Source organism: Rhizobacter sp. AJA081-3, from assembly GCF_017795745.1.
GTDB lineage: Bacteria > Pseudomonadota > Gammaproteobacteria > Burkholderiales > Burkholderiaceae_C > Piscinibacter.
Map to the genome: position 1 here is coordinate 993323 of NZ_CP059067.1, position 19347 is coordinate 1012669.

Sequence of the window (19347 nt, forward strand, 5' to 3'; positions counted from 1 at the left end):
CGTCAGCCCTGCATCTGCAAGAGGATGGTGCGCTCGACTCCCGCATACCGATGGACGAGCGCCTCGCGATACGCTGCGTTGGCCATCATTGCAAGGAAGTGCTGGCGACTCGGGTAGCGGACCAGCAGGCACTTGTCCCAGTCCTGGGTGGCGTCGCCGATGAAGGTCCTGTCGACCTGCCCCTCCCAAACCACCTCGGCACAGCTCACGTCACCCACCGTTTCCACGAATGCCGTCTGGTACCTGCGGTAGGCGTCCTCACCCGAGCAGGGCGCATGGGGCGACTCTGCGGGGTAGTTCGCATGCTCGCGGAACTTCAGAAGGTTGAGCATCACCACTGGGCCGTCAGGCCCGGCATCGCGCAATGCGCGCACCTGATCGGCCGCGGGGTCGATGGACGGATCGAAGTTGGGGGGAGGGAAGGTCAAGGGTCGGCCCTGTCTGATGCCACGCGGTGCATGCGCGAGCCGGTATTGTGGATGCGAGCAGGATCGCAGCGATGTGTGGCCTGCGTTCAGGCGGCCGGCCGGCGACGACTGCAGGTGGCCGCGAGCCGCCGCTCGCCTGCGTTCGAATCCCTGCGCGCGAAGGGCTCTCAGCGCGTCTTCCAGAAGCGCCGGTGCGTCGCCGCGATGGCCTCGGCCATTGCCGGCACCGGGCCGATCACGCGCACATCCTTCTGCCCGCGCGCGAACACCTCGCGGCAGGGCAGGTCCAGCGTCGGGTTCTCGGCATGGTTGCCGGTCAGGCGAAGCAGCTCACGCTCTTCCAGGCCGAAGATCACGCGGCCGATGTGCGCCCAGTACTGCGTGCCGGCACACATCGCGCAGGGCTCGACGGTGGTGACCAACGTGCACTGCCACAGCAGATCGGCAGGCAGGCGCTTCGCCGCGTCGCGCGCCAGCACCGCCTCGGCGTGGTTGACGCTATCGACATTGCCCTGCTCCATCAGCACCGTCTCGTGATCAGGGCCGACGAGCAGCGCGCCGAAGGGGTGGTGGCCCGCCGCCGCGGCGCGCTCGGCCAGCGCCTGCGCGCGCTGCAGCAGCGCGAGGGTCTGCGCGAGGGTCGGTTCGGTGCGCTCGTCCATGCGCGCACTCTACGTCAATGGAGCTCAGTGGCCCTGCGAGCCGCGGTGCGCCCAGCCGGTGGTGCGCTTCTCGATCACCGAGAAGAGCTCGTACATCACCATCGCCATCAGGCCCACCACCACCAGGCCGGAGAAGGCCAGGCCCATCTGCATCGAGCTGCCGGCGCTGATCAGCAGGTAGCCGATCCCTTCGTTGCTGGCCGTCATCTCGCTGACCGTGGTGCCGACGAAGGCCAGCGTGATCGCCACCTTCAGCGAGCCGTAGAAGTAGGGCATGGAGCGCGGCAGGCCGACCTTGATCAGCACGTCCCAGCGTTTGGCACCGAGCACGCGCAGCACGTCTTCCAGCTCGGGCTCCAGCGTGGCCAGGCCGGTGGCGATGTTGACCATGATCGGGAAGAAGCTGATCAGGAAGGCGGTGAGCACCGCCGGCCCCACGCCGATGCCGAACCACACCACGAGGATGGGCACGAAGGCCGCCTTCGGCAGCGCGTTGAAGCCGGTCATCAGCGGGTACATCGCATCGTAGGCCAGCCGCGAGCTGCCCATCAGGAAGCCGAGCAGCACGCCGACCACGATGGCGATCGCGAAGCCGACCATCGTCACCCAGAAGGTGCGCCACGCATGGCCGAGGATGGTCCAGCGGTGCTCCCAGGTCGCCTCGGCGATGGCCGCCGGGCTGGGGAAGATGAACTCGCTGACCTTGAAGGCACTGCAGATCAGCTGCCAAACGAGCAGGGTGGCCAGCAGCAGCAGCCAGGGCGCGGCGCGTTCCAGAGGCGACTTCATGCCGTCGCTCCCGCCGGCTGGCCGGATTGACCGCGGATGGCACCGATGTGCCCGCGCAACTCGTGCACGATGTCGGTGAAGGCCGGCGTGTAGGTGATCTCCAGGTCGCGCGGGCGCGGCAGCTCGATCTCGCGTTTCACCACGAAGCGCCCCGGGCTCTTGCTCATCACGTAGACGGTGTCGGCGAGGAACACGCTCTCGCGCAGGTCGTGCGTGACCAGGATGACGTTGAACTTCTGCGCCGCCTGCAGGTCGCGCAGGATGCACCACAGCTCCTCGCGCGTGAATGCATCCAGGGCGCCGAAGGGCTCGTCGAGCAGCAGCATCTTCGGCTCGTGGATGAGCGCGCGGCAGATGCTGGCGCGCTGCTGCATGCCGCCGGAGAGCTGCCAGGGGAACTTGTCCTCGTAGCCGGCCAGGCCCACGCTGGCCAGCAGCGCGCGCGCCTTGGCGGCGTACTCGCTGCGTTTCGCACGGAAGCTGGAGCGGTAGGGTTCGACGATTTCCAGCGGCAGCAGCACGTTGTCCAGCGTCGTTCGCCAGGGCAGCAGGCTGGGCGCCTGGAAGGCCATGCCGGTGATCTTGAGCGGGCCGGTGACCTGCTGGCCGCCGATGATCACCGTCCCCTTGCTCGGCCGCTTCAGCCCGGTGGCCAGCTTCATGAAGGTGCTCTTGCCGCAGCCCGAAGGCCCGACGATGGCGATGAACTCGCCCTCGCGCACCTTCAGGTCGATGGCCTCGACGGCAAACTGGCCTTTGGCCAGGAGATCATCGTTGTACGCGAGCCAGACGTCATGAAAGTCGACGAAGGCGGTCATTTCTTGAAGATGCTGCGGTCCGTCACGCTCGGCAGGAAGCCCGCATTCCACACCGAGGTGGCCACCACGCGCTCCTTGGACGCGAAGGCGTCCGAGACCTGGCTGGCCATCAGCGCCAGCCGCGCGGCGTTGACGTCGCCGAAGCCCTCGGCCTTGGCATCCGGCGTGAGCACGGTCTGGTCGAGCGCGAGCTTGAGGCGGCGCAGTTCGAGGTCGGCGTTGACGATGCCGTCGCGCTCCTTCACCGTGGCCACGCCGGCCTTCGGATCGGCGATGACGTCCTTCACGCCCTTGGTGAAGGCGCGCAGGAAGGCCTTCACGGCCTCCGGGTTCTTCTTGAGGAAGTCCTCGCCGGCGATGATCACGTTGCCGTACAGCTTCACGCCGTACTGCGAGTACGGCAGCACGACGATGTCTTCGGTCTTCACGCCGCGCGCCTCGAGGTTGAGCAGCGAGGTGAACGAGAAGCCGGTGATCGCATCGATGTCGCCGCGCACCAGCATGGTCTCGCGCAGCGGCGGGTCCATCGCCGTCCAGGCCACGTCCTTCACCGCGTTGGCCTTGGCGAAGATCGGCCAGGCGCGGCGGCCGGCGTCGAACACCGGCGCGCCGAGCTTCTTGCCCGACAGGTCGGCCGGCTTGGCGATGCCGCTCTTCTTCAGCGCCAGAACCGCGGCCGGCGTGTTGTTGTAGACCATCATCACCGCGACCGGCTTGTTCGGCGCCGTCGGGTTGTTGGCGTGGAACTCCATCAGCGCAGCCAGGTCGGCGAAGCCCATGTCGTAGGTGCCCGAAGCCACGCGCGTGACCGTGCCGCCCGAGCCGTTGCCGGCGTCGATGGTGACATTGAGCTTCTCTGCCTTGAAGTAGCCTTTGGCCGCGGGCACGAGGAACAGTGCCGCCGGGCCTTCGAAGCGCCAGTCGAGCTGGAACTTGACCGGCGTTTCCTGCGCCAGGGCGGGCAGGGTGGCCGCGAGGGCGAGCGAGGCGGCGGCGCCGAGCAGGGCGCGGCGGGCGAGGGGCTTGATCAAGGACATGCGGTACTCCGGGAAAGGTGAATCCTGTTTCACCCTCCCGTCGCAAGAAGCATGCGCAGCGCCGCGACCTCAGGCTGGTGCGCGACGCACCAGCTTGAGTCGTGCGATCAGGCCAGCAAGTCGTGCAGCGTGCGTGCGACCACCTTGGTGGCGCGGCGCAGGTCTTCCAGCACGATGTGCTCGTCGGCGCGCTTGGCGTTGCTTTCCAGCACGGTGCGCGGCCCGGCGCCGTAGATCACCGCCGGGATGCCGCGCTCGCAGTACAGGCGCACGTCGGTGTACAGCGGCGTGCCCGAGGTGGGGATGGGCTCGCCGAACACCGCCTCGCCGTGCCTGCACAGCGCCTCGACCAGCGGTTGGTTGCCCGGCAGCGGCGTCAGTGCGCGGGCCAGCAGCATGCGCTTGATGTCCACGGTGATGCCGGGCACCTGCTTCGCCGCCTCGGCGATCACGCGGTGCAGGGTGGCCTCCACCTCGGCCGGGTTCTCCTCGGGGATCATGCGGCGGTCGAGCTTGAGCACCACCTTGCCCGGCACCACGTTGGTGTTGGTGCCGCCCTGGATCAGGCCGACATTCAGGTAGGGGTGGGTGATGCCCTTCACCTTCGACGTGACCTGCTTGTAGAGCGTGTTCTGCGCATAGAGCGCGTTGAGGATCGCCGTGGCGCCCTGCAGCGCGTCGACGCCGGTGTCCGGGATGGCGGCGTGCGCCATCTTGCCGTGTACCGTCACCTCCATCTGCAGGCAGCCGTTGTGCGCCGTCACCACCTGGTAGCTGAAGCCGGCGGCGATCAGCAGGTCGGGCTTCGTGTAGCCCTTGTCGAGCAGCCAGCCTGGGCCGAGCTCGCCGCCGAACTCCTCGTCGTAGGTGAAGTGCAGCTCGATGCCGCCCTTCAGCGGCAGGCCCAGCGACTCCAGCGCGCGGGTGGCGAAGATGAAGGTCGCGAAATCGCACTTGCTCACCGCCGAGGCCCGGCCGTAGAGCTTGCCCTCGTGCACCTCGCCGCCGTAGGGCGGGTGGGTCCAGCCCTCGCCGGGCGGCACCACGTCGCCGTGGGCGTTCAAGGCCACGGTGCGGCCTGCGCCGTAGCGGCGCCGCACGATCAGGTTGGTGATGCTCTCCAGCCCGGCGGCCTTCACCTGTTCGGCCGGCACCGGAAACTTCTCCGCCTCGAAGCCGAAGCCTTTCAGCAACTCCGCGGTGCGCTCGGCGTGTGGGGCGTTGTTGCCCGGCGGCGAGTCGGTGGGCACCTGCACCAGGGCCTGCAGGGTGCGCACCTCTTCGTCGAAGTGGGCGTCGATCCAGTCGTCAAGCTTGTCGTAGGGGCTCATGCGGCTTCTTCGGTCAGTTGTTCGAGCAGGTGCTGGAAGGCACGCACGCACAGGTCGGCGTCGTCGTTGGTGACGGCTTCCAGCGGGTTGTGGCTGATGCCGGCGTTCAGGCCGCGCAGGAACAGCATCGCCTGCGGCATCACCTCGTGCAGCTTCATGGCGTCGTGGCCGGCGCCGCTGGGCATGCGGAACACCGGCAGGCCGAGCGACTCCACCGCACGTTCCCAGCGTTGCTGCCAGGCCGGCGCGCTGGGCGCAGCAGCGGCGCGCATGGTTTCCTCGACCTTGAAGTGCAGGCCGCGGCGCTCGCAGATCGTGGCCAGCTCGGCGAGCACGTCGCGCGCCAGCGCGTCGCGCGCCTCGTTGGTGGTGGCGCGCAGGTCCAGGCTGAACAGGCAGCGGCCGGGCACCACGTTCATCGAGCCGTTGGGCACCTGCAGCATGCCGATGGTGCCGACCACGTCGGGCACGCGTGCCGCGCGCTTCTCCACGTACAGCGCGAGCTCCGCCACGGCAACGGCCGCATCGCGGCGCCGGTTCATCGGGGTGGTGCCGGCGTGGCTGGCCATGCCGCTCACCTCGCACTGGTAGCGCACGCCGCCGTTGATCGAGGTGACCACGCCCAGCGGCAGGTCGAGTTCGTTGAGCACCGGGCCTTGCTCGATGTGCACCTCGACGAAGCCGAGGTAACGCGCCGGGTCACGCTGCAATGCGGCGATGGCGGGCAGCGTGGCCGGCCGGCCGGCGGCACGCATCGCATCGCGCATCGACACGCCGTCGGCATCGCGCTGCTCCAGCCAGGCGGGCTCGAAATGGCCAGTCAAGGCACCCGAGCCGAGGAAGGTGGCCTTGTAGCGCTGGCCTTCTTCTTCCGCGAAGCCGACCACCTCGAAGCCGAAGGGCAGGCGGCGGCCGGCGCGGTGCAGCTCGCGCACGCACACCATCGGCACGAAGATGCCCAGTCGGCCGTCGTACTTGCCGCCGTTGCGCACGGTGTCGAAGTGGCTCCCGGTGAGGAGGCGCTTCGCGTTTCGGTCTGTGCCGTGATAGACGCCGACCACGTTGCCCACCGCGTCGACCGACACCTCGTCGAAGCCGCAGTCGTGCATCCAGCGCCTCAGCTGCACCTGGCAGGCGATGTGCGCCTCGGTCAGGTAGGTGACGGTGAGCTGGCCCTGCGCGGCATAGCCGGGGTCGGTGTGCTGGGCGAGGAGCTCGGCGCAGTCCCACACCTGGTTGCCGAGCACGGGCTCGACGCCGAACTTGTCGTTCAGCCGGATCTCGACCACGCGGTGGATGTTGCGCAGGCACTCGGCGAGTTCGAAGTCCGGGTGGTTGTCGAGCCGGCGCGCGAAGGTGTCGATGATCTCGCGGCGCGACAGCCCGGCGCCGCGCGGCCCGCGCACCGCCAGGATGAAGGGCCAGCCGAACTTCTTGTTGTAGTCGGCGTTGAGCTGCTGGATGCGCGCGAACTCTTCGGCCGTGCAGTTCGTCAGCCCCGAGGTGGTCTGCTCGTTGGTGGACTCGGCGGTGAGCGAGCGGCTGACCATCGCCTTGCCGGCGAGCTCGGGGTGGGCGCGGATCAGCGTGAGCTGCGCGTCGCGCCCGGCCTCCTGCAGCACCTCGACCATCGCGCGCTTGAGCTGCGCGAGCGTGGCGAAGGGGCGCTTGGCCAGCGCACGCTGGGCGATCCACGGCGAGTGCTCGTACAGGCCGTCGAGCAGGGCGGCCGCCTCGTCGGGCGAGGCGGCGTTCAGCTGGGGCAGGGTCAGGGGCATGGAGTGGCTTGTCAGAGGGTGACGCGGATGCTCTTCACCAGCGGTTGCAGCGCGGCGACCTGCTCGCGCACGAAGCCGGTGAAGGCCGCGGGGGTGCCCGGCGTCTCGGTGACGCCGAGCTCGAGCAGACGCTTCTTGATGTCGGCCTGCGCCAGCACCTCGTTCACGGCCGTGTTCAGGCGCGCCACCACGTCAGCCGGCAGCTTGGCCGGGCCGGTGAGGCCGAAGAAGTTGTCGAGCACCAGCTTGCGCTGGCCGAACTCGAGCACGCTGGGCACGTCGGGCACCAGCGGCGAGCGCTGCGCCGAGGTCACGGCCAGCGGGCGCAGCTGGCCGCTCTTGAAGTAGGGCACGTAGGCGGTGACGACGTCGATGCCCACCGGGATCAGCCCGGCGATCAGGTCGGTGGTCATCGGCGCACCGCCGCGGTAGGGCACGTGGCTCATCTTCACGCCCAGGGTGCGCACCATCAGCTCGCCCCAGATGTGGCCGATCGAGGCCGGCCCGCCGGAGCCGAACTGCAGGTTGCCGGCCTTGCGCGCGGTGTTCTCCAGGTCGACGATGGTGTTGATGCCGGCCGCCGGGTTGGCCATCACCACGCAGGGCGCCGAGCCGATCGAGGCGATGTGGGTGAAGTCGGCGATCGGGTCGTAGGGCTGCTTCTCCAGCGCGAACGGGCCGATCGAGATCGGCGTGGAGTTCGACAGCATCAGCGTGTGGCCGTCCGCCGCGGCGCGCGCCACCGCGGTGCCGCCGATGCTGCCGCCGGCGCCGGGCTTGTTGTCGATGATCACGGCCTGGCCGAGCTTCTTGCCGAGTTGCTCGCCGATGACGCGCGCGACGATGTCGCTGGCGCCGCCGGCCGCGAAGGTCACCACGATGGTGATCGCCTTCTCCGGGTAGGCGGCCCGCGCGGGCAGGGCGAGCGCCGCAGCGCCGCCGGCGGCCAGGCGCAGGCAGTCGCGGCGCGACGGGGAATGCATTGTGCGGTCGGTCATGGCTGTCTCCAGTCGAGTGCAGGTCGGGAGGCCGGGCGACGCAAGCTTCAGGCCCGCGGCTGGTAGGGGTGCACCTGCTTCCAGTGGCGCGCCACGTCGATGCGCCGGCACACCCAGACCTTGTCGTGCGCGCCGATGTGGTCGAGGAAGCGCTGCAGCGAGCCGATGCGCCCGGGCTTGCCGAGCAGCCGGCAGTGCATGCCGATGGACATCATCTTCGGCCGGTCCAGGCCCGCCGGGTCGCCCTCGGCATACAGCGCGTCGAAGCTGTCGCGCAGGTAGGTGAAGAAGTGGTCCCCGGTGTTGAAGCCCTGCGCCTGCACGAAGCGCATGTCGTTGGTGTCCAGCGAGTAGGGCACGACGAGGTGCGGCGCCGTGCTGCCGTCGGTCTTCGTCACCTCGGTCCAGAAGGGCAGGTCGTCACCGTAGTAGTCGCTGTCGTACTCGTAGCCGCCCTGGTCGACGACGAGGCGGCGCGTGTTCGGGCTGTCGCGGCCGGTGTACCAGCCGGCCGGCCAGGCGCCGCCGGTCAGGTCTTTCAGCACGCGCGTGCCGATGTCGATGTGGCGGCGCTCGGTCGCCTCGGGGAGGTTCTGGTAGTGGATCCAGCGCAGGCCGTGGTTGGCGATCTCGTAGCCGTTCTTCATGAACACTTCGAGCAGCTCGGGGTAGCGCTGCAGCGCCATGCCCACGCCGAAGATCGTCATCGGCAGGCCGCGCTGCTCGAACTCGCGCAGGATGCGCCACACGCCGGCGCGAGAGCCGTACTCGTACATCGACTCCATGGTCATGTGGCGGTTCTCGTAGGCCTGTGCGGTGACGAGTTCGGAGAGGAAGGTCTCCGAGGTCGGGTCGCCGTGCAGCGGGTTGTTCTCGCCGCCTTCCTCGTAGTTGAGGACGAACTGCACCGCGATGCGCGCGCCGTTCGGCCAGCGGGCATGCGGCACGTCGCGGCCGTGGCCGCGCATGTCGCGCGGGTAGCCGGTGGTGGAGGTGAGTTCGCGCGAGTCCGTGGGGGTGCTCATGGGCGTGCGGTGTCGGTGAGGTGGATTCAGTTGCGCGGCATCAGTGCCGCGGCGAGGTCGGGAACGCGGGGGTCGAGCTGCAGGTTGCGCTCGACGTTGTGCAGGTGATCTTCCATCAGCCGCACGGCGGCCTTGGCGTCGCGGCGGGTCAGCGCGTCGACGATGGCGACGTGCTCGTCGAAGGAATGTTCGGCCGAGTGCGAGGACTGGTACATCAGCGCGATCAGCGAGGAGCGTGTCACCAGGTCCGACAGCAGCTCGGCCAGCACCTGGTTGCCCAACATGGTGGCGATGACGACGTGGAAGTCGGCGAGCAGCCGCGTGCGGCCCGACACGTCGGTGCGCTGCACGGCGGCCTGTTCGTCGCGCAGGTGGGTGCGCAATTCGGCGAGCTGCGCGTCGCTGAGCTCGGCGGCGGCGCGGCGGATCATGGCCGACTCGAGCATGTTTCGCACCTCGAAGACCTGGCGCGCCTCCTCGATGCTCGGCTCGGCCACGCGCGCACCGCGCGCCGGCTCGAGCGTGACCAGCTTGTCGCGGCTGAGCTGGTTGAGCGCCTGGCGCACCAGCGTGCGCGAGACCTTGAAGATGTCGGCGATCTTCTGCTCGGCCAGCTTGGTGCCCGGCATCAGGCGGCGCTCGACGATGGCCGTGGTGATCGATTCGACGATGCGCTGCGTGCTGCTCGGGCTCGTTTCGCCCGCGCTGGCGCGCACCTTGCTGGTACGCGGTGCGGGACGGACGACCTGCAGGGGCGGGGGCTGGCGAGACATGGATCGGGCTTGATTTGCTGATGGAAGTGTATACACTTTTGCCGACACTTCAAGCGCCGTCTGCGACCGCCTCGCCGGCCACTCACCGAAAGGATTCCATGGGCAAGCTGACCACCCACGTGCTCGACACCGCCAACGGCTGCCCGGCAGCGGGCATGGCCGTGCGGCTGTACCGCCTGGCGGGCGACGGCAGCGCCACTGAACTGAAACGCATCGTGCTCAACCACGACGGCCGCGCCGATGCGCCGCTGCTGCAGGACGAGGCGTTCCAGCCCGGGCTCTACCGGCTGGTGTTCGGTGTGGCGGCGTACTTTCGCGCACGCGGCGCGGCGCTGGCCGAGCCGCCTTTCCTGGACGAAGTGCCGCTGGACTTCGGCCTCTCGGCCGTGGGCCAGCACTACCACGTGCCGCTGCTCGCCAGCCCCTGGGCCTACTCCACCTACCGCGGCAGCTGACGCGCCGGGAGGGCTGGAGCGCGGGTAATTCCGGATCGTCCGGGATGCATCCGTGTATACAGTTGAGATGCGTCGCCGCGGAGCCCGGCCCCCAGCCGGTCGCGACCTTCCCGCCTCACAGAGCCCGCTGTGGTGAGGTTGCACACAGGCCCGTTTCTTGCGCGCGCCGGTGTCCGAAGGGAGTGGTGACGCATGGACGCGTACGTTCTGGACTGGGTCAACCTGCTGCTGCGCTGGGCCCACGTCATCGTGGCGATCGCCTGGATCGGCTCGTCGTTCTATTTCGTCTTCCTCGACAGCAGCCTCACGAAGCCGGCCGACCCGGAGCTCAAGGCCAAGGGTGTCGACGGCGAGCTGTGGGCGGTGCACGGCGGCGGCTTCTACCACCCGCAGAAGTACATGGTGGCGCCCAAGTCGATCCCGGAGAACCTGCACTGGTTCTACTGGGAGAGCTACTCCACCTGGCTGACCGGTTTCGCGCTGTTCACGGTGCTCTACCTCTATCAGGCCGGCACCTTCCTGATCGACAAGAACGTGCATGCCTGGTCGCCGGCCGCCGCCATCGCCGCGGCACTGGGCTTCCTGGTGGTGTTCTGGATCGTCTACGACGGCATCTGCCGACTCTTCGGCCAGCGCGAGGGCGGTGACCGCATCGTCGGCATCGGCGTGACGGTTGCCGTGGTGGTCGCGTCGTGGCTGGCCTGCCAGTTCTTTGCTGGCCGCGCCGCCTTCCTGCTGGTGGGAGCGATGATGGCCACGTCGATGAGCGCCAACGTGTTCTTCTGGATCATTCCGGGGCAGCGCACCGTGATCGCGCAGATGAAGGCCGGCCAGCCCGTCGACCCGGTGCACGGCCAGCGCGCCAAGCAGCGCAGCGTGCACAACACCTACTTCACGCTGCCGGTGCTGATCGCGATGCTCAGCAACCACTACGGCTTCCTCTACGGGGCGGCACACAACTGGCTGGTGCTGGTGCTGATCATGCTGGCCGGCGCGCTGATCCGCCACTCCTTCGTGGCGCGCCACAAGGCGCTGGTGCAGGGCCAGCCGGTGCCCTGGCTCTACGCCGGCGTGGGCACGGCGGTGATTGTCGGCCTGGCCGTCTGGCTGGCGCCCGCGCCGCTGCCCAAGGCCGCCGCAGCGGCGCCGGTGAGTTTCGCGCAGGTGCAGGCGGTGATCGCGCAGCGCTGCGCGATGTGCCACAACGAGCAGGTCATCAGCAAGAACATCCAGCTGCACACGCCCGAGCTGATCGCGAAGAACGCGCAGGCGTTGTACCAGCAGGCCGTGGTGCTCAAGGCCATGCCGATGAACAACGCCACCCAGATCACCGACGCCGAACGTGCCCTGCTCGGGCGCTGGTTCGAGGCCGGTGCACCCCTGAACTGACACCAAGAAACGTTCGACAACCCGAGGAGGAAAACCGCCATGAATCGTTCTTCAGCTTTGCGCAGTGCCCTGGTCGCTGCTTCGGTCGCGTGCGCCTTGCCGGGCACGGCGATGGCCCAATCCAGCGTCACGCTGTCCGGTCTGCTCGACATCAGCGCCGGCCAGTCGAAGGCGGCCGGCAGCAGCAACAAGGTCTGGGGCGTGGACAACGGCCAGATGACCACCAGCTGGTTCGGCGCCAGCGGCAGCGAGGATCTCGGCGGTGGACTGTCCGCGCTGTTCACGCTGCAGTCCTTCATGCGCGCTGACACGGGCGCCTCCGGCCGTTTCGGCGCCGACACCTTCTGGGCCCGCAACGCCTTCGTGGGCCTGGCCAGCAACTCCCTGGGCAAGGTCACGATCGGCCGCAACACCACGCCGTTCTTCGTCACCACCCTGTCGTTCAATCCCTTCGGCGACTCGTTCGGCTACTCGCCCAGCATCCGCCACTACTTCACCAGCGGCACGCTGACGGGCGATTCGGGCTGGAGCGACTCGGTGCTCTACACCAGCCCGAAGCTCGGTGGCGCGACGCTGCAGCTCTTCATGGCGGCGGGCGAGGCGGGCAGCAACGGGCGCAATCACGGCGTCAACCTGCGCTGGGGCGCCGGCGCCTTCGACTCCGCCTTCTCATGGCAGGACGTCAAGAAGGACGGCGCAACGCCCGTGGCCGACACCAAGAGCTGGCAGGCGGCGGCGAGCTACGACTTCGGCGTGGCCCGGCTGTTCGGCCAGTTCGGCAACGTGGCCAACAAGACGAGCGGCAATGAGTACGACATCGCCGGCCTGGGTGCGAGCGTGCCGGTGGGCAACGGCAAGATCCTGGCGCAATGGGGACAGATCAAGCCCGAGACCGGCGCCAAGCGCAAGACCTTCTCGGCTGGCTATGACTACTTCCTGTCCAAGCGCACCGACCTGTACGCGGTGGCCATGAACGACAAGATCGATGGCCAGAGCAACGGCAGCGCGTTCTCGGTCGGCATCCGCCACCGCTACTGAAGCACGGCGGCCGGCGCGCAGGCAGACCCCACAAAACCACACGAGGAGACAAGCATGAGCGACACCACCGTCCACCCCGTCGACGAGAAACTCCCCGCGCCGCGCCTCGCGGCGCTCGGCCTGCAGCACGTGCTCGTGATGTACGCCGGCGCCATCGCCGTGCCGCTGATCGTCGGCCGTGCGCTCAAGCTCACGCCCGAACAGGTGGCGCTGCTGATCTCGGCCGACCTGTTCTGCTGCGGCCTGGTCACGCTGATCCAGTCGCTCGGCTTCACGCGCTGGTTCGGCATCAAGCTGCCGGTGATGATGGGCGTGACCTTCGCGGCCGTCGGCCCGATGGTGGCCTTCGCCAACGCGATGCCCGGCGTCGACGGGGCGCGCGCGATCTTCGGCGCGATCATCGGCGCGGGCATCGTCTCGATGCTGATCGCGCCGGTGGTCAGCAAGCTGCTGCGCTTCTTCCCGCCGGTGGTGACCGGCACCATCATCGCGATCATCGGCATCAGCCTGATGCGTGTCGGCGTGGGCTGGGCGATGGGCGGGCCGGCGCCGCTCGCGCAGAGCGTCGACGTGCCCAAGCTGGTGGCCATGGTCGACGCCGCCAAGGCCACGGCACAGGCGGCCAGCGCGCCGATCAAGCTCGCCGGCCCGGTGCCGATGGTCGACAACCCGAACTACGGGTCACTCGAGAACATGGCCATCGCGGCGGCCGTGCTCGTCTTCATCCTGCTGCTGGTGAAGTACGCGAAAGGCTTCGTCGCCAACATCTCGGTGCTGCTGGGCATCGTGGCCGGCTGCGCGGTGGCCATCGCGATGGGCAAGATGAACTTCGACAAGGTCGGCAAGGCGCACTGGTTCGACGTGGTCACGCCCTTCGCCTTCGGCTTGCCGACCTTCGACATCGTGATGATCCTGACCATGACGCTGGTGATGATCGTGGTGATGATCGAGTCGACCGGCATGTTCCTTGCGCTGTCGGACATCACCGGCAAGAAGATCGACCAGCCCGCGCTCGCCGCGGGCCTGCGCACCGATGGCCTGGGCACGCTGATCGGCGGCCTGTTCAACACCTTCCCGTACACCAGCTTCTCGCAGAACGTCGGCCTGGTCAGCGTCACGGGCGTGAAGAGCCGCTGGGTGTGCGTGGCCGGGGGCATCATCATGATCGTGCTGGGCATGCTGCCGAAGATGGCCGCCTTCGTCGAATCGATCCCGCAGTTCGTGCTCGGCGGTGCGGGGCTGGTGATGTTCGGCATGGTCGCGGCCACCGGCATCCGCATCCTCTCGACGGTGGACTACAAGGGCAACCGCCACAACCTGTACATCGTCGCGCTGTCGATCGGCTTCGGCCTGATCCCGCTGGTGGCGCCGCGCTGGACGCAGCAGATGGCGCATGGCCTGCACCCGCTGCTGGAGTCGGGCATCCTGCTGACTGCGGTGGCGGCGGTGGTGCTGAACGTGTTCTTCAATGGCGCGAAGGAAGACACGGCAGGCGCCATCGAAGCGGCCAAGACCGCCGAGGCGCACTGAGCCTGATGGCAACGCTGCTGATCCGCCATGCCGCGCTGCTCGTCACCATGGACGACGCGCGGCGCGAGATCGCCGACGGCAGCCTGTTCGCGCGCGATGGCGTGATCGAGGCCGTGGGGCCGAGCGGTGCGCTGCCCACCACGGCCGACGAGGTGATCGATGCGCGCGGCCAGATCGTCATCCCGGGGCTGGTGAACACGCATCACCACATGTATCAGACGCTGACGCGGGTGATCCGCCCGGCGCAGGACTGCGAGCTGTTCGAGTGGCTGCGCACGCTGTACCCGATCTGGTCGGGGCTGACCCCGGAAATGGCGTTCGTGTCCACGCAGACGGCGATGGCCGAGCTGCTGCTGTCGGGCTGCACGACGAGCAGCGATCACCTCTACATCTACCCCAACGGCGTGCGGCTGGACGACAGCCTCGAGGCCGCCGCCGAGATCGGCATGCGCTTCCATGCGGCGCGTGGCTCGATGAGCGTGGGCCAGTCGCAGGGCGGCCTGCCGCCGGACCGCGTGGTGGAGCGCGAAGCCGACATCCTGGCCGACACGCAGCGCGTGATCGAGCGCTGGCACGACCCGAAGCGCTACGCGATGCAGCGCATCGTGGTGGCGCCGTGCTCACCGTTCTCGGTCAGCCGCGAGCTGATGCGCGATGCGGCGCTGCTGGCGCGCGAGCATGGCGTGTCGCTGCACACGCACCTGGCCGAGAACGACAACGACATCGCCTACACGCGCGAGAAGTTCGGCTGCACGCCGGCCGAATACGCCGAGCAGCTCGGCTGGCTGGGCCGCGACGTCTGGCATGCGCACTGCGTCAAGCTCGACGAGGCCGGCATCGCCATGTTCGCGCGCACGGGCACCGGCGTCGCGCATTGCCCGGGCTCGAACATGCGGCTGGCTTCGGGCATCGCGCCGATCCGCGCCTTGCGCGATGCCGGCGTGCCGGTGTCGATCGCGGTGGACGGCTCGGCATCGAACGACAGTGGCCACATGCTCGGCGAGGCGCGGCTGGCGCTGCTGCTGCAGCGTGTGGCGCACGGCCCGGTCAGCGGCCCTTCGGCCATGACGGCGCGCGAGGTGCTCGAGATCGCCACGCGCGGTGGTGCGCAGGTGCTTGGCCGCGACGACATCGGTGTGCTCGCGCCGGGCATGGCGGCCGACCTCGCGACCGTCAGGCTCGACGAGATCGGCATGGCGGGTGCGTTGCACGACCCGCTCGCCGCACTGTTCTTCTGCCACGTGCCGCGCGTCGCCCACAGCATCGTCAACGGCCGCGTCGTCGTGCGTGACGGGCAACTCGCCACGCTCGACCTGCCTCGCCTGATCGAGCGGCACAACGCGCTGGCGGCGCGGTTGGCCGGTCACTGAGACGGGACTGCGTCAAGAATCAAGGCGGTGACACGTTCGCAGTGATTGGTTGCGGCCCTTGAGCGACATTCACGAGTGACCGCTTCATTCGGCGCGCGAGCAGACGGTTCGGGTACGCGCTCTCCGGCCCACGCTCGCGGGCGACCACCGAGGGACGCAGCGCGCTGCCTCGTCAACACCGCCTGCGGCCTGCTCCCGCCAGGGCGACCGCGAATGGGGCCTGCGATCGCACACCCGAACCACCTGCCCCACAAGCACCGAGGACTTCGTGACGGCAGGCCACCGCGGATGCCGGCAGGGCACCGCCGTCGCTCTGCGACCATGCCCGTCGCACGCAAGGCAGACCCACGAAGACCGCAACGGGCCGCGAGCCGCCGGCCGCTCGCGCCGGGCCCGTGGCTTCGAGCGCGAGTCGCGACGAAGCTCAGCGCAAGCGCCACAACTGCGCAAGCAGTTGCTTGCGGTCGACGCCGGCGCCCGCCGCATCGGCCAGCGCGCAGAAGAAGGCCTCGCGCGTCGTCGCCGTCGTCGCCGCGCGGCGCGCCAGCACGGCGGCGATCGGGCCGATCTGCTCGGCCAGCACGCGCTGTGCCTGCTCGACCAGCTCGGTCTTCATCGGCGTCGTGCCGAGCACCGGCAAGGGGCCACTGGGCACCGGCAGGGCGGCGGCTTCCGGGGCGGGGCCCAGTGCCCGCGCCCGGGAGATGAAGACGGGCCGCTCGTCGGGCTCCACCACTTCTGCAGCCAGCCAGGCGATCAGCCCGGGCAGATCGTGGTTCCGGCGCGCTCCGTCGCGCACGACGATGCGTGTCATCGGCCCGAGTTGCGGCAGCAGCAGGGCCTCGATGGCGCGCAGGGTGCCTGCGTCCCATTCTGGCAGGCTCGGCGAAACCGGCACGAACGGCGCCGCAGGCGCCCGCGGCTGCGGGGTGGATGGCATCGGCCTGCTGCCTTGCGCCGGCGCCGCCATCGGGCGCGGCATCACCTGCGTGGCTTCGATGCGGCCGAAGCGCAGTCGACGCATCGTCTCGGCGCAGACACTCGGCGCGATCGGCCGTTCGGCGGCAGCGCACAGCGCGGCGCGCATCTGCGCGGCGTCGGCATAACGTTCGTCGGCGCGCTTGGCCATGGCGCGTGCCACCACGGCGTCGAAGTGCGAGGGCACGCCCGGCTGCACCTCCAGCGTCGACGGCGCCGCGGGCTCGACATGAAGCACCTGGTACATCACCGAGCTCGCGGTGCCGCGGAACGGCGCCCGCCCGGTGAGCAGCTCGTACATCAGCACGCCGCACGAGAACAGGTCGACGCGGCGATCGGGCGCTTCGTCGGTGTAACGCTCGGGCGCCATGTAGCCGGGCGAGCCGAGTACGGTGGTGCGGTGGGTGCGGTCGGCCGAGTCGATGCGCGCGATGCCGAAGTCGGTCACCTTCAGCCGGCCTTCGGGCGTGAGCAGCAGGTTGGCGGGCTTGATGTCGCGGTGCCACACGCCCTGCTCGTGCGCGCAGGCGAGCGCGTCGAGCAGCTGCAGCATGACGCTCAGAGCATCGTCCAGCGGCAACCGGTCACCGCGCGAGACCAGCTCCTGCAGCGAGGTGCCGTCCACGTACTCCATCGCGATGTAGTGCTGGTCGGGCGTCTCGCCGTACTCGTACACCGAGACGATGTTCGGGTGCGACAGCCGGCCGGCGGCCTGCGCCTCGGTGCGGAATCGCGCGGTGGCCGAGATGTCCTGCGCGTCGGGTGCGAGCAGCGGGGCGCGGATCGCCTTGATCGCCACGGCACGGTGGATGTCGGGGTCGATCGCCTTGTAGACCACGCCCATGGCGCCCTCGCCGAGCAGGTGCGAGACGAGGTACTTGCCCAGCCGCTGCGGCAGCGGATGGCCGGTATCGATTCCGGCCAGACCGAGCGGGCGGGCACTCATGACGGCGCCCCTTCGAGCATCTTCATCGCCTGCACCAGGCTCTTGCGCATGCGGCTGAACGAGGTGGCCAGTCGGCCGATCTCGTCGCGTGCGCCGAGCGCGAAGGAGGGCGCGCCGAGCTCACCCAGGCTCACGCGATCGGCCAGGCGCGACAGTCGCGTCACCGGGCGGATCACCAGCCACCACAGCATCAGGTTCAGGGCCACGGCGATGACGACGAACACCGCCGACAGCATGCCCATGAACAGCGCCCAGGCCTGCTGGGCCCGCGCCATCGGGATGGCCATCGGCACCGACACCATCTGCGCGCCGACGATCTCGCCGAGCTGCCAGCCGAAGCCGTTGGCCGGGCCGTACTTGTCGACCAGCGTACGCGGTGCGGCCTCCACCGTGCTGTGGCAACGCAGGCAGGCCCCGTCGGTGATCTTGATCGGGCGCGCAATGTAGAGCGCGCGGCCGGCCGGCGTGTCGCGCTCGCCGATGAACTCCTTGGTGTCGGGCGACTTGCGGAACTCGGCGATCACGTCGGCTTCCCACTCGACGGCGCGGTCGCGCGGGTTGGTCGGGTTCAGCGTCGCTTCCTTGTAGGCGTACTCGGGGTGGTTCTTCTTGATCTTCGCCAGCACCTCGGTGGCCGAGAAGGCCGGCACCGACTGCGGCAGGAAGGCGTACTTCATCTGCGTCTCCAGCAACGGCGCCACCTGGGTGGACGTGTAGGAGCGCACGGCCAGCGCCTTCTCGAGCAGGAATCGCGCGTGCTGCAGCGTCTCCTCTTGCGCATTGCGCTCGAGCATCTGGCGCGTCATGGCGCCCGTCGCGCCCAGACCGATCAGGAAGATCAGCACGAACACCAGGTTGAACTTGAGCAGCAGTTTCATCGTGCCTCCATGGGCGAGTTCGGGGTGTAGTCGCGAGCGGCGCTCGGCCAGCTCATCAGGCCCTGCAGGCTGGCCGTCACGGGGGCCGGCTCCGGTGCCGACGCGGCGGTTGCGGCGGCGGCGGGCGCGGGGCGGTTCGCCACGACCACCGGCTTCGGGCGGTACTTCTCGGGGAACAGCACGCGATCCCACTCGGGGTGGGCACGCAGTTCGGCGACCAGCGCGGCCCGGAAGCCGCGGTCGGCAATGCGCGGTGTGAAGCGCGGCACGGCGATCGCGCGCAGCGGTGGCTCACCATTCAGCCAGCGCGACACCTCGGCATAGGCCACCGGCGTGGCCGCTCCCGGCTCGACCGGATTGGCCTGGAAGCGCGCGGCGCGGCGCGGCAGCGAATCCGCGAAGCCGCGCGGCATGCCTTGCAGCAGATCGGCCGGTGGCCGGCGCGCCAGGCTCGACGTTTCGTTCGCGCGCTTCACGAGCGCATCGCCGTCCTTCAGGGACTGGGGCCTGGCAGCGCGGCCGTCCTGCACGTCGGCGGCCTGCGCCTGGCCCGCTTCGACGAACAGCAGCGTGGCGCCGGCCGTGGCGCGCAGCACGGCCGTGCCGGTCAGTTGCTGCAGATCCATCGTGGCGCTGGCCACGCCGGCGACCCCGGGCTCGGCAGCGGTGCCGATCTTCAGCCAGCCGCGTGCGAGATACAGCGTCGCGGCGCGTTCGCCGAAGGCACCGCCGGCACGCGGTTGCAGCATCAGTTCGGTGTCGGGTCCGAGGTCCAGCGTGGTGCCGTCGGCGAGTTCGATGCGTGCGAGCCTGGCGTCGGGGCCGGTGCGCAGGATGTCGTCGTTGCGCACGCGCTGGCCCTCGGCGGCGGCGAAGCGCTGCGTGTCGCGCAGCACGGCAACGTCGCCGTCGACGATGGTGACGATGCCGATGGAAGCCGCGGCGCACCAGGCGGGCAGCAGCCCGATCAGGGCGACGGCGGGGCGGAGCAGGGCGGGCAGCTTCATCAGGCCTCCGGCGAAAGCAAATGCTCTCGATGGAAGTCAGGATAGGAGTCCGGCCTCCCCCGCGCTTCATCCAGAATGGGGGGGCGGCAGTCCTCTTTCGTGGGGGGCATTTCTAGG

General features: G+C 69.2%; 18 protein-coding genes. 5 read left to right on the forward strand and 13 right to left on the reverse strand.

What is annotated here, in order from left to right; translation table 11 throughout:
* Positions 1–2 precede the first annotated feature (2 nt).
* From HZ992_RS04930 to HZ992_RS04975, 10 genes are all read right to left on the reverse strand, one after another.
* Positions 3–428, reverse strand: a complete 426-nt coding sequence (locus tag HZ992_RS04930) for a DUF1330 domain-containing protein (RefSeq protein WP_209385572.1) — start codon at positions 426–428, stop codon at positions 3–5.
* A 167-nt stretch (positions 429–595) separates the two neighbouring features.
* Positions 596–1090, reverse strand: coding sequence for a nucleoside deaminase (locus HZ992_RS04935; RefSeq protein ID WP_209385573.1), 495 nt, complete (start codon positions 1088–1090; stop codon positions 596–598).
* A 24-nt stretch (positions 1091–1114) separates the two neighbouring features.
* Entirely contained in the window at positions 1115–1879 is a 765-nt protein-coding gene (locus tag HZ992_RS04940) for an ABC transporter permease (RefSeq protein ID WP_209385574.1), read from the reverse strand.
* A complete protein-coding gene (locus HZ992_RS04945) occupies positions 1876–2697 on the reverse strand; it encodes an ABC transporter ATP-binding protein (protein ID WP_209385575.1) in 822 nt (273 codons plus the stop codon). The genes HZ992_RS04940 and HZ992_RS04945 overlap by 4 nt, the downstream gene beginning before the upstream one ends.
* Entirely contained in the window at positions 2694–3734 is a 1041-nt protein-coding gene (locus tag HZ992_RS04950; protein ID WP_209385576.1) for an ABC transporter substrate-binding protein, read from the reverse strand. Before HZ992_RS04950 ends, HZ992_RS04945 begins: the two co-directional genes overlap by 4 nt.
* Positions 3735–3841: 107 nt before the next feature.
* A complete protein-coding gene (locus HZ992_RS04955; RefSeq protein WP_209385577.1) occupies positions 3842–5065 on the reverse strand; it encodes a M20 family metallopeptidase in 1224 nt (407 codons plus the stop codon).
* On the reverse strand, positions 5062–6843 hold the full coding sequence (gene uraD / locus HZ992_RS04960; protein WP_209385578.1) for a 2-oxo-4-hydroxy-4-carboxy-5-ureidoimidazoline decarboxylase: 1782 nt from the start codon (positions 6841–6843) through the stop codon (positions 5062–5064). The genes HZ992_RS04955 and uraD overlap by 4 nt, the downstream gene beginning before the upstream one ends.
* 11 nt (positions 6844–6854) lie before the next feature.
* On the reverse strand, positions 6855–7841 hold the full coding sequence (locus HZ992_RS04965; RefSeq protein WP_209385579.1) for a Bug family tripartite tricarboxylate transporter substrate binding protein: 987 nt from the start codon (positions 7839–7841) through the stop codon (positions 6855–6857).
* Between the two features lie 47 nt (positions 7842–7888).
* Positions 7889–8866 carry an allantoinase PuuE gene (puuE, locus tag HZ992_RS04970; protein ID WP_209385580.1) on the reverse strand — a complete coding sequence of 326 codons (978 nt, stop codon included), beginning with the start codon at positions 8864–8866 and terminating at the stop codon, positions 7889–7891.
* A 26-nt stretch (positions 8867–8892) separates the two neighbouring features.
* On the reverse strand, positions 8893–9639 hold the full coding sequence (locus HZ992_RS04975; protein WP_209385581.1) for a GntR family transcriptional regulator: 747 nt from the start codon (positions 9637–9639) through the stop codon (positions 8893–8895).
* A gap of 98 nt (positions 9640–9737) precedes the next feature.
* On the opposite strand from HZ992_RS04975, the gene uraH reads away from it, so the two are divergent.
* The 5 genes from uraH (at position 9738) to HZ992_RS05000 (ending at position 15421) form a co-directional block, all read left to right on the forward strand.
* Complete coding sequence (gene uraH, locus HZ992_RS04980; RefSeq protein ID WP_209385582.1) at positions 9738–10094, forward strand: hydroxyisourate hydrolase; 357 nt, start codon at positions 9738–9740, stop codon at positions 10092–10094.
* Positions 10095–10286: 192 nt separating this feature from the next.
* Positions 10287–11483 carry a urate hydroxylase PuuD gene (locus tag HZ992_RS04985; RefSeq protein ID WP_209385583.1) on the forward strand — a complete coding sequence of 399 codons (1197 nt, stop codon included), beginning with the start codon at positions 10287–10289 and terminating at the stop codon, positions 11481–11483.
* A gap of 39 nt (positions 11484–11522) precedes the next feature.
* Complete coding sequence (locus tag HZ992_RS04990; RefSeq protein WP_209385584.1) at positions 11523–12521, forward strand: porin; 999 nt, start codon at positions 11523–11525, stop codon at positions 12519–12521.
* 54 nt (positions 12522–12575) lie between these two features.
* Positions 12576–14051 (forward strand): nucleobase:cation symporter-2 family protein, encoded by a 1476-nt coding sequence (locus HZ992_RS04995; protein WP_209385585.1) that lies wholly within the window; start codon positions 12576–12578, stop codon positions 14049–14051.
* Positions 14052–14056: 5 nt separating this feature from the next.
* Entirely contained in the window at positions 14057–15421 is a 1365-nt protein-coding gene (locus HZ992_RS05000) for an 8-oxoguanine deaminase (protein WP_209385586.1), read from the forward strand.
* Between the two features lie 424 nt (positions 15422–15845).
* Here HZ992_RS05000 and HZ992_RS05005 read toward each other — a convergent pair whose 3' ends face one another.
* Genes HZ992_RS05005 through HZ992_RS05015 form a run of 3 tightly spaced genes read right to left on the reverse strand, consistent with a single transcriptional unit; the run spans position 15846 to position 19230 of the window.
* Complete coding sequence (locus HZ992_RS05005; RefSeq protein ID WP_209385587.1) at positions 15846–17345, reverse strand: protein kinase domain-containing protein; 1500 nt, start codon at positions 17343–17345, stop codon at positions 15846–15848.
* Positions 17342–18223, reverse strand: a complete 882-nt coding sequence (locus tag HZ992_RS05010; protein ID WP_209385588.1) for a c-type heme family protein — start codon at positions 18221–18223, stop codon at positions 17342–17344. The genes HZ992_RS05005 and HZ992_RS05010 overlap by 4 nt, the downstream gene beginning before the upstream one ends.
* Entirely contained in the window at positions 18220–19230 is a 1011-nt protein-coding gene (locus HZ992_RS05015; RefSeq protein ID WP_209385589.1) for a FecR family protein, read from the reverse strand. Before HZ992_RS05015 ends, HZ992_RS05010 begins: the two co-directional genes overlap by 4 nt.
* Positions 19231–19347 lie beyond the last annotated feature (117 nt).

Bases quoted from the DNA above. Each gene is read 5' to 3' on its own strand.
- HZ992_RS05000 (WP_209385586.1), top strand. From the start codon at position 14,057: ATGGCAACGCTGCTGATCCGCCATGCCGCGCTGCTCGTCACCATGGAC.
- uraD (WP_209385578.1), bottom strand. From the start codon at position 6,843: ATGCCCCTGACCCTGCCCCAGCTGAACGCCGCCTCGCCCGACGAGGCG.
- HZ992_RS04995 (WP_209385585.1), top strand. From the start codon at position 12,576: ATGAGCGACACCACCGTCCACCCCGTCGACGAGAAACTCCCCGCGCCG.
- HZ992_RS04940 (WP_209385574.1), bottom strand. From the start codon at position 1,879: ATGAAGTCGCCTCTGGAACGCGCCGCGCCCTGGCTGCTGCTGCTGGCC.
- HZ992_RS04965 (WP_209385579.1), bottom strand. From the start codon at position 7,841: ATGACCGACCGCACAATGCATTCCCCGTCGCGCCGCGACTGCCTGCGC.
- HZ992_RS04955 (WP_209385577.1), bottom strand. From the start codon at position 5,065: ATGAGCCCCTACGACAAGCTTGACGACTGGATCGACGCCCACTTCGAC.
- puuE (WP_209385580.1), bottom strand. From the start codon at position 8,866: ATGAGCACCCCCACGGACTCGCGCGAACTCACCTCCACCACCGGCTAC.
- uraH (WP_209385582.1), top strand. From the start codon at position 9,738: ATGGGCAAGCTGACCACCCACGTGCTCGACACCGCCAACGGCTGCCCG.
- HZ992_RS04935 (WP_209385573.1), bottom strand. From the start codon at position 1,090: ATGGACGAGCGCACCGAACCGACCCTCGCGCAGACCCTCGCGCTGCTG.
- HZ992_RS04945 (WP_209385575.1), bottom strand. From the start codon at position 2,697: ATGACCGCCTTCGTCGACTTTCATGACGTCTGGCTCGCGTACAACGAT.
- HZ992_RS04990 (WP_209385584.1), top strand. From the start codon at position 11,523: ATGAATCGTTCTTCAGCTTTGCGCAGTGCCCTGGTCGCTGCTTCGGTC.
- HZ992_RS04975 (WP_209385581.1), bottom strand. From the start codon at position 9,639: ATGTCTCGCCAGCCCCCGCCCCTGCAGGTCGTCCGTCCCGCACCGCGT.
- HZ992_RS05005 (WP_209385587.1), bottom strand. From the start codon at position 17,345: ATGAGTGCCCGCCCGCTCGGTCTGGCCGGAATCGATACCGGCCATCCG.
- HZ992_RS05015 (WP_209385589.1), bottom strand. From the start codon at position 19,230: ATGAAGCTGCCCGCCCTGCTCCGCCCCGCCGTCGCCCTGATCGGGCTG.
- HZ992_RS04985 (WP_209385583.1), top strand. From the start codon at position 10,287: ATGGACGCGTACGTTCTGGACTGGGTCAACCTGCTGCTGCGCTGGGCC.
- HZ992_RS04950 (WP_209385576.1), bottom strand. From the start codon at position 3,734: ATGTCCTTGATCAAGCCCCTCGCCCGCCGCGCCCTGCTCGGCGCCGCC.
- HZ992_RS05010 (WP_209385588.1), bottom strand. From the start codon at position 18,223: ATGAAACTGCTGCTCAAGTTCAACCTGGTGTTCGTGCTGATCTTCCTG.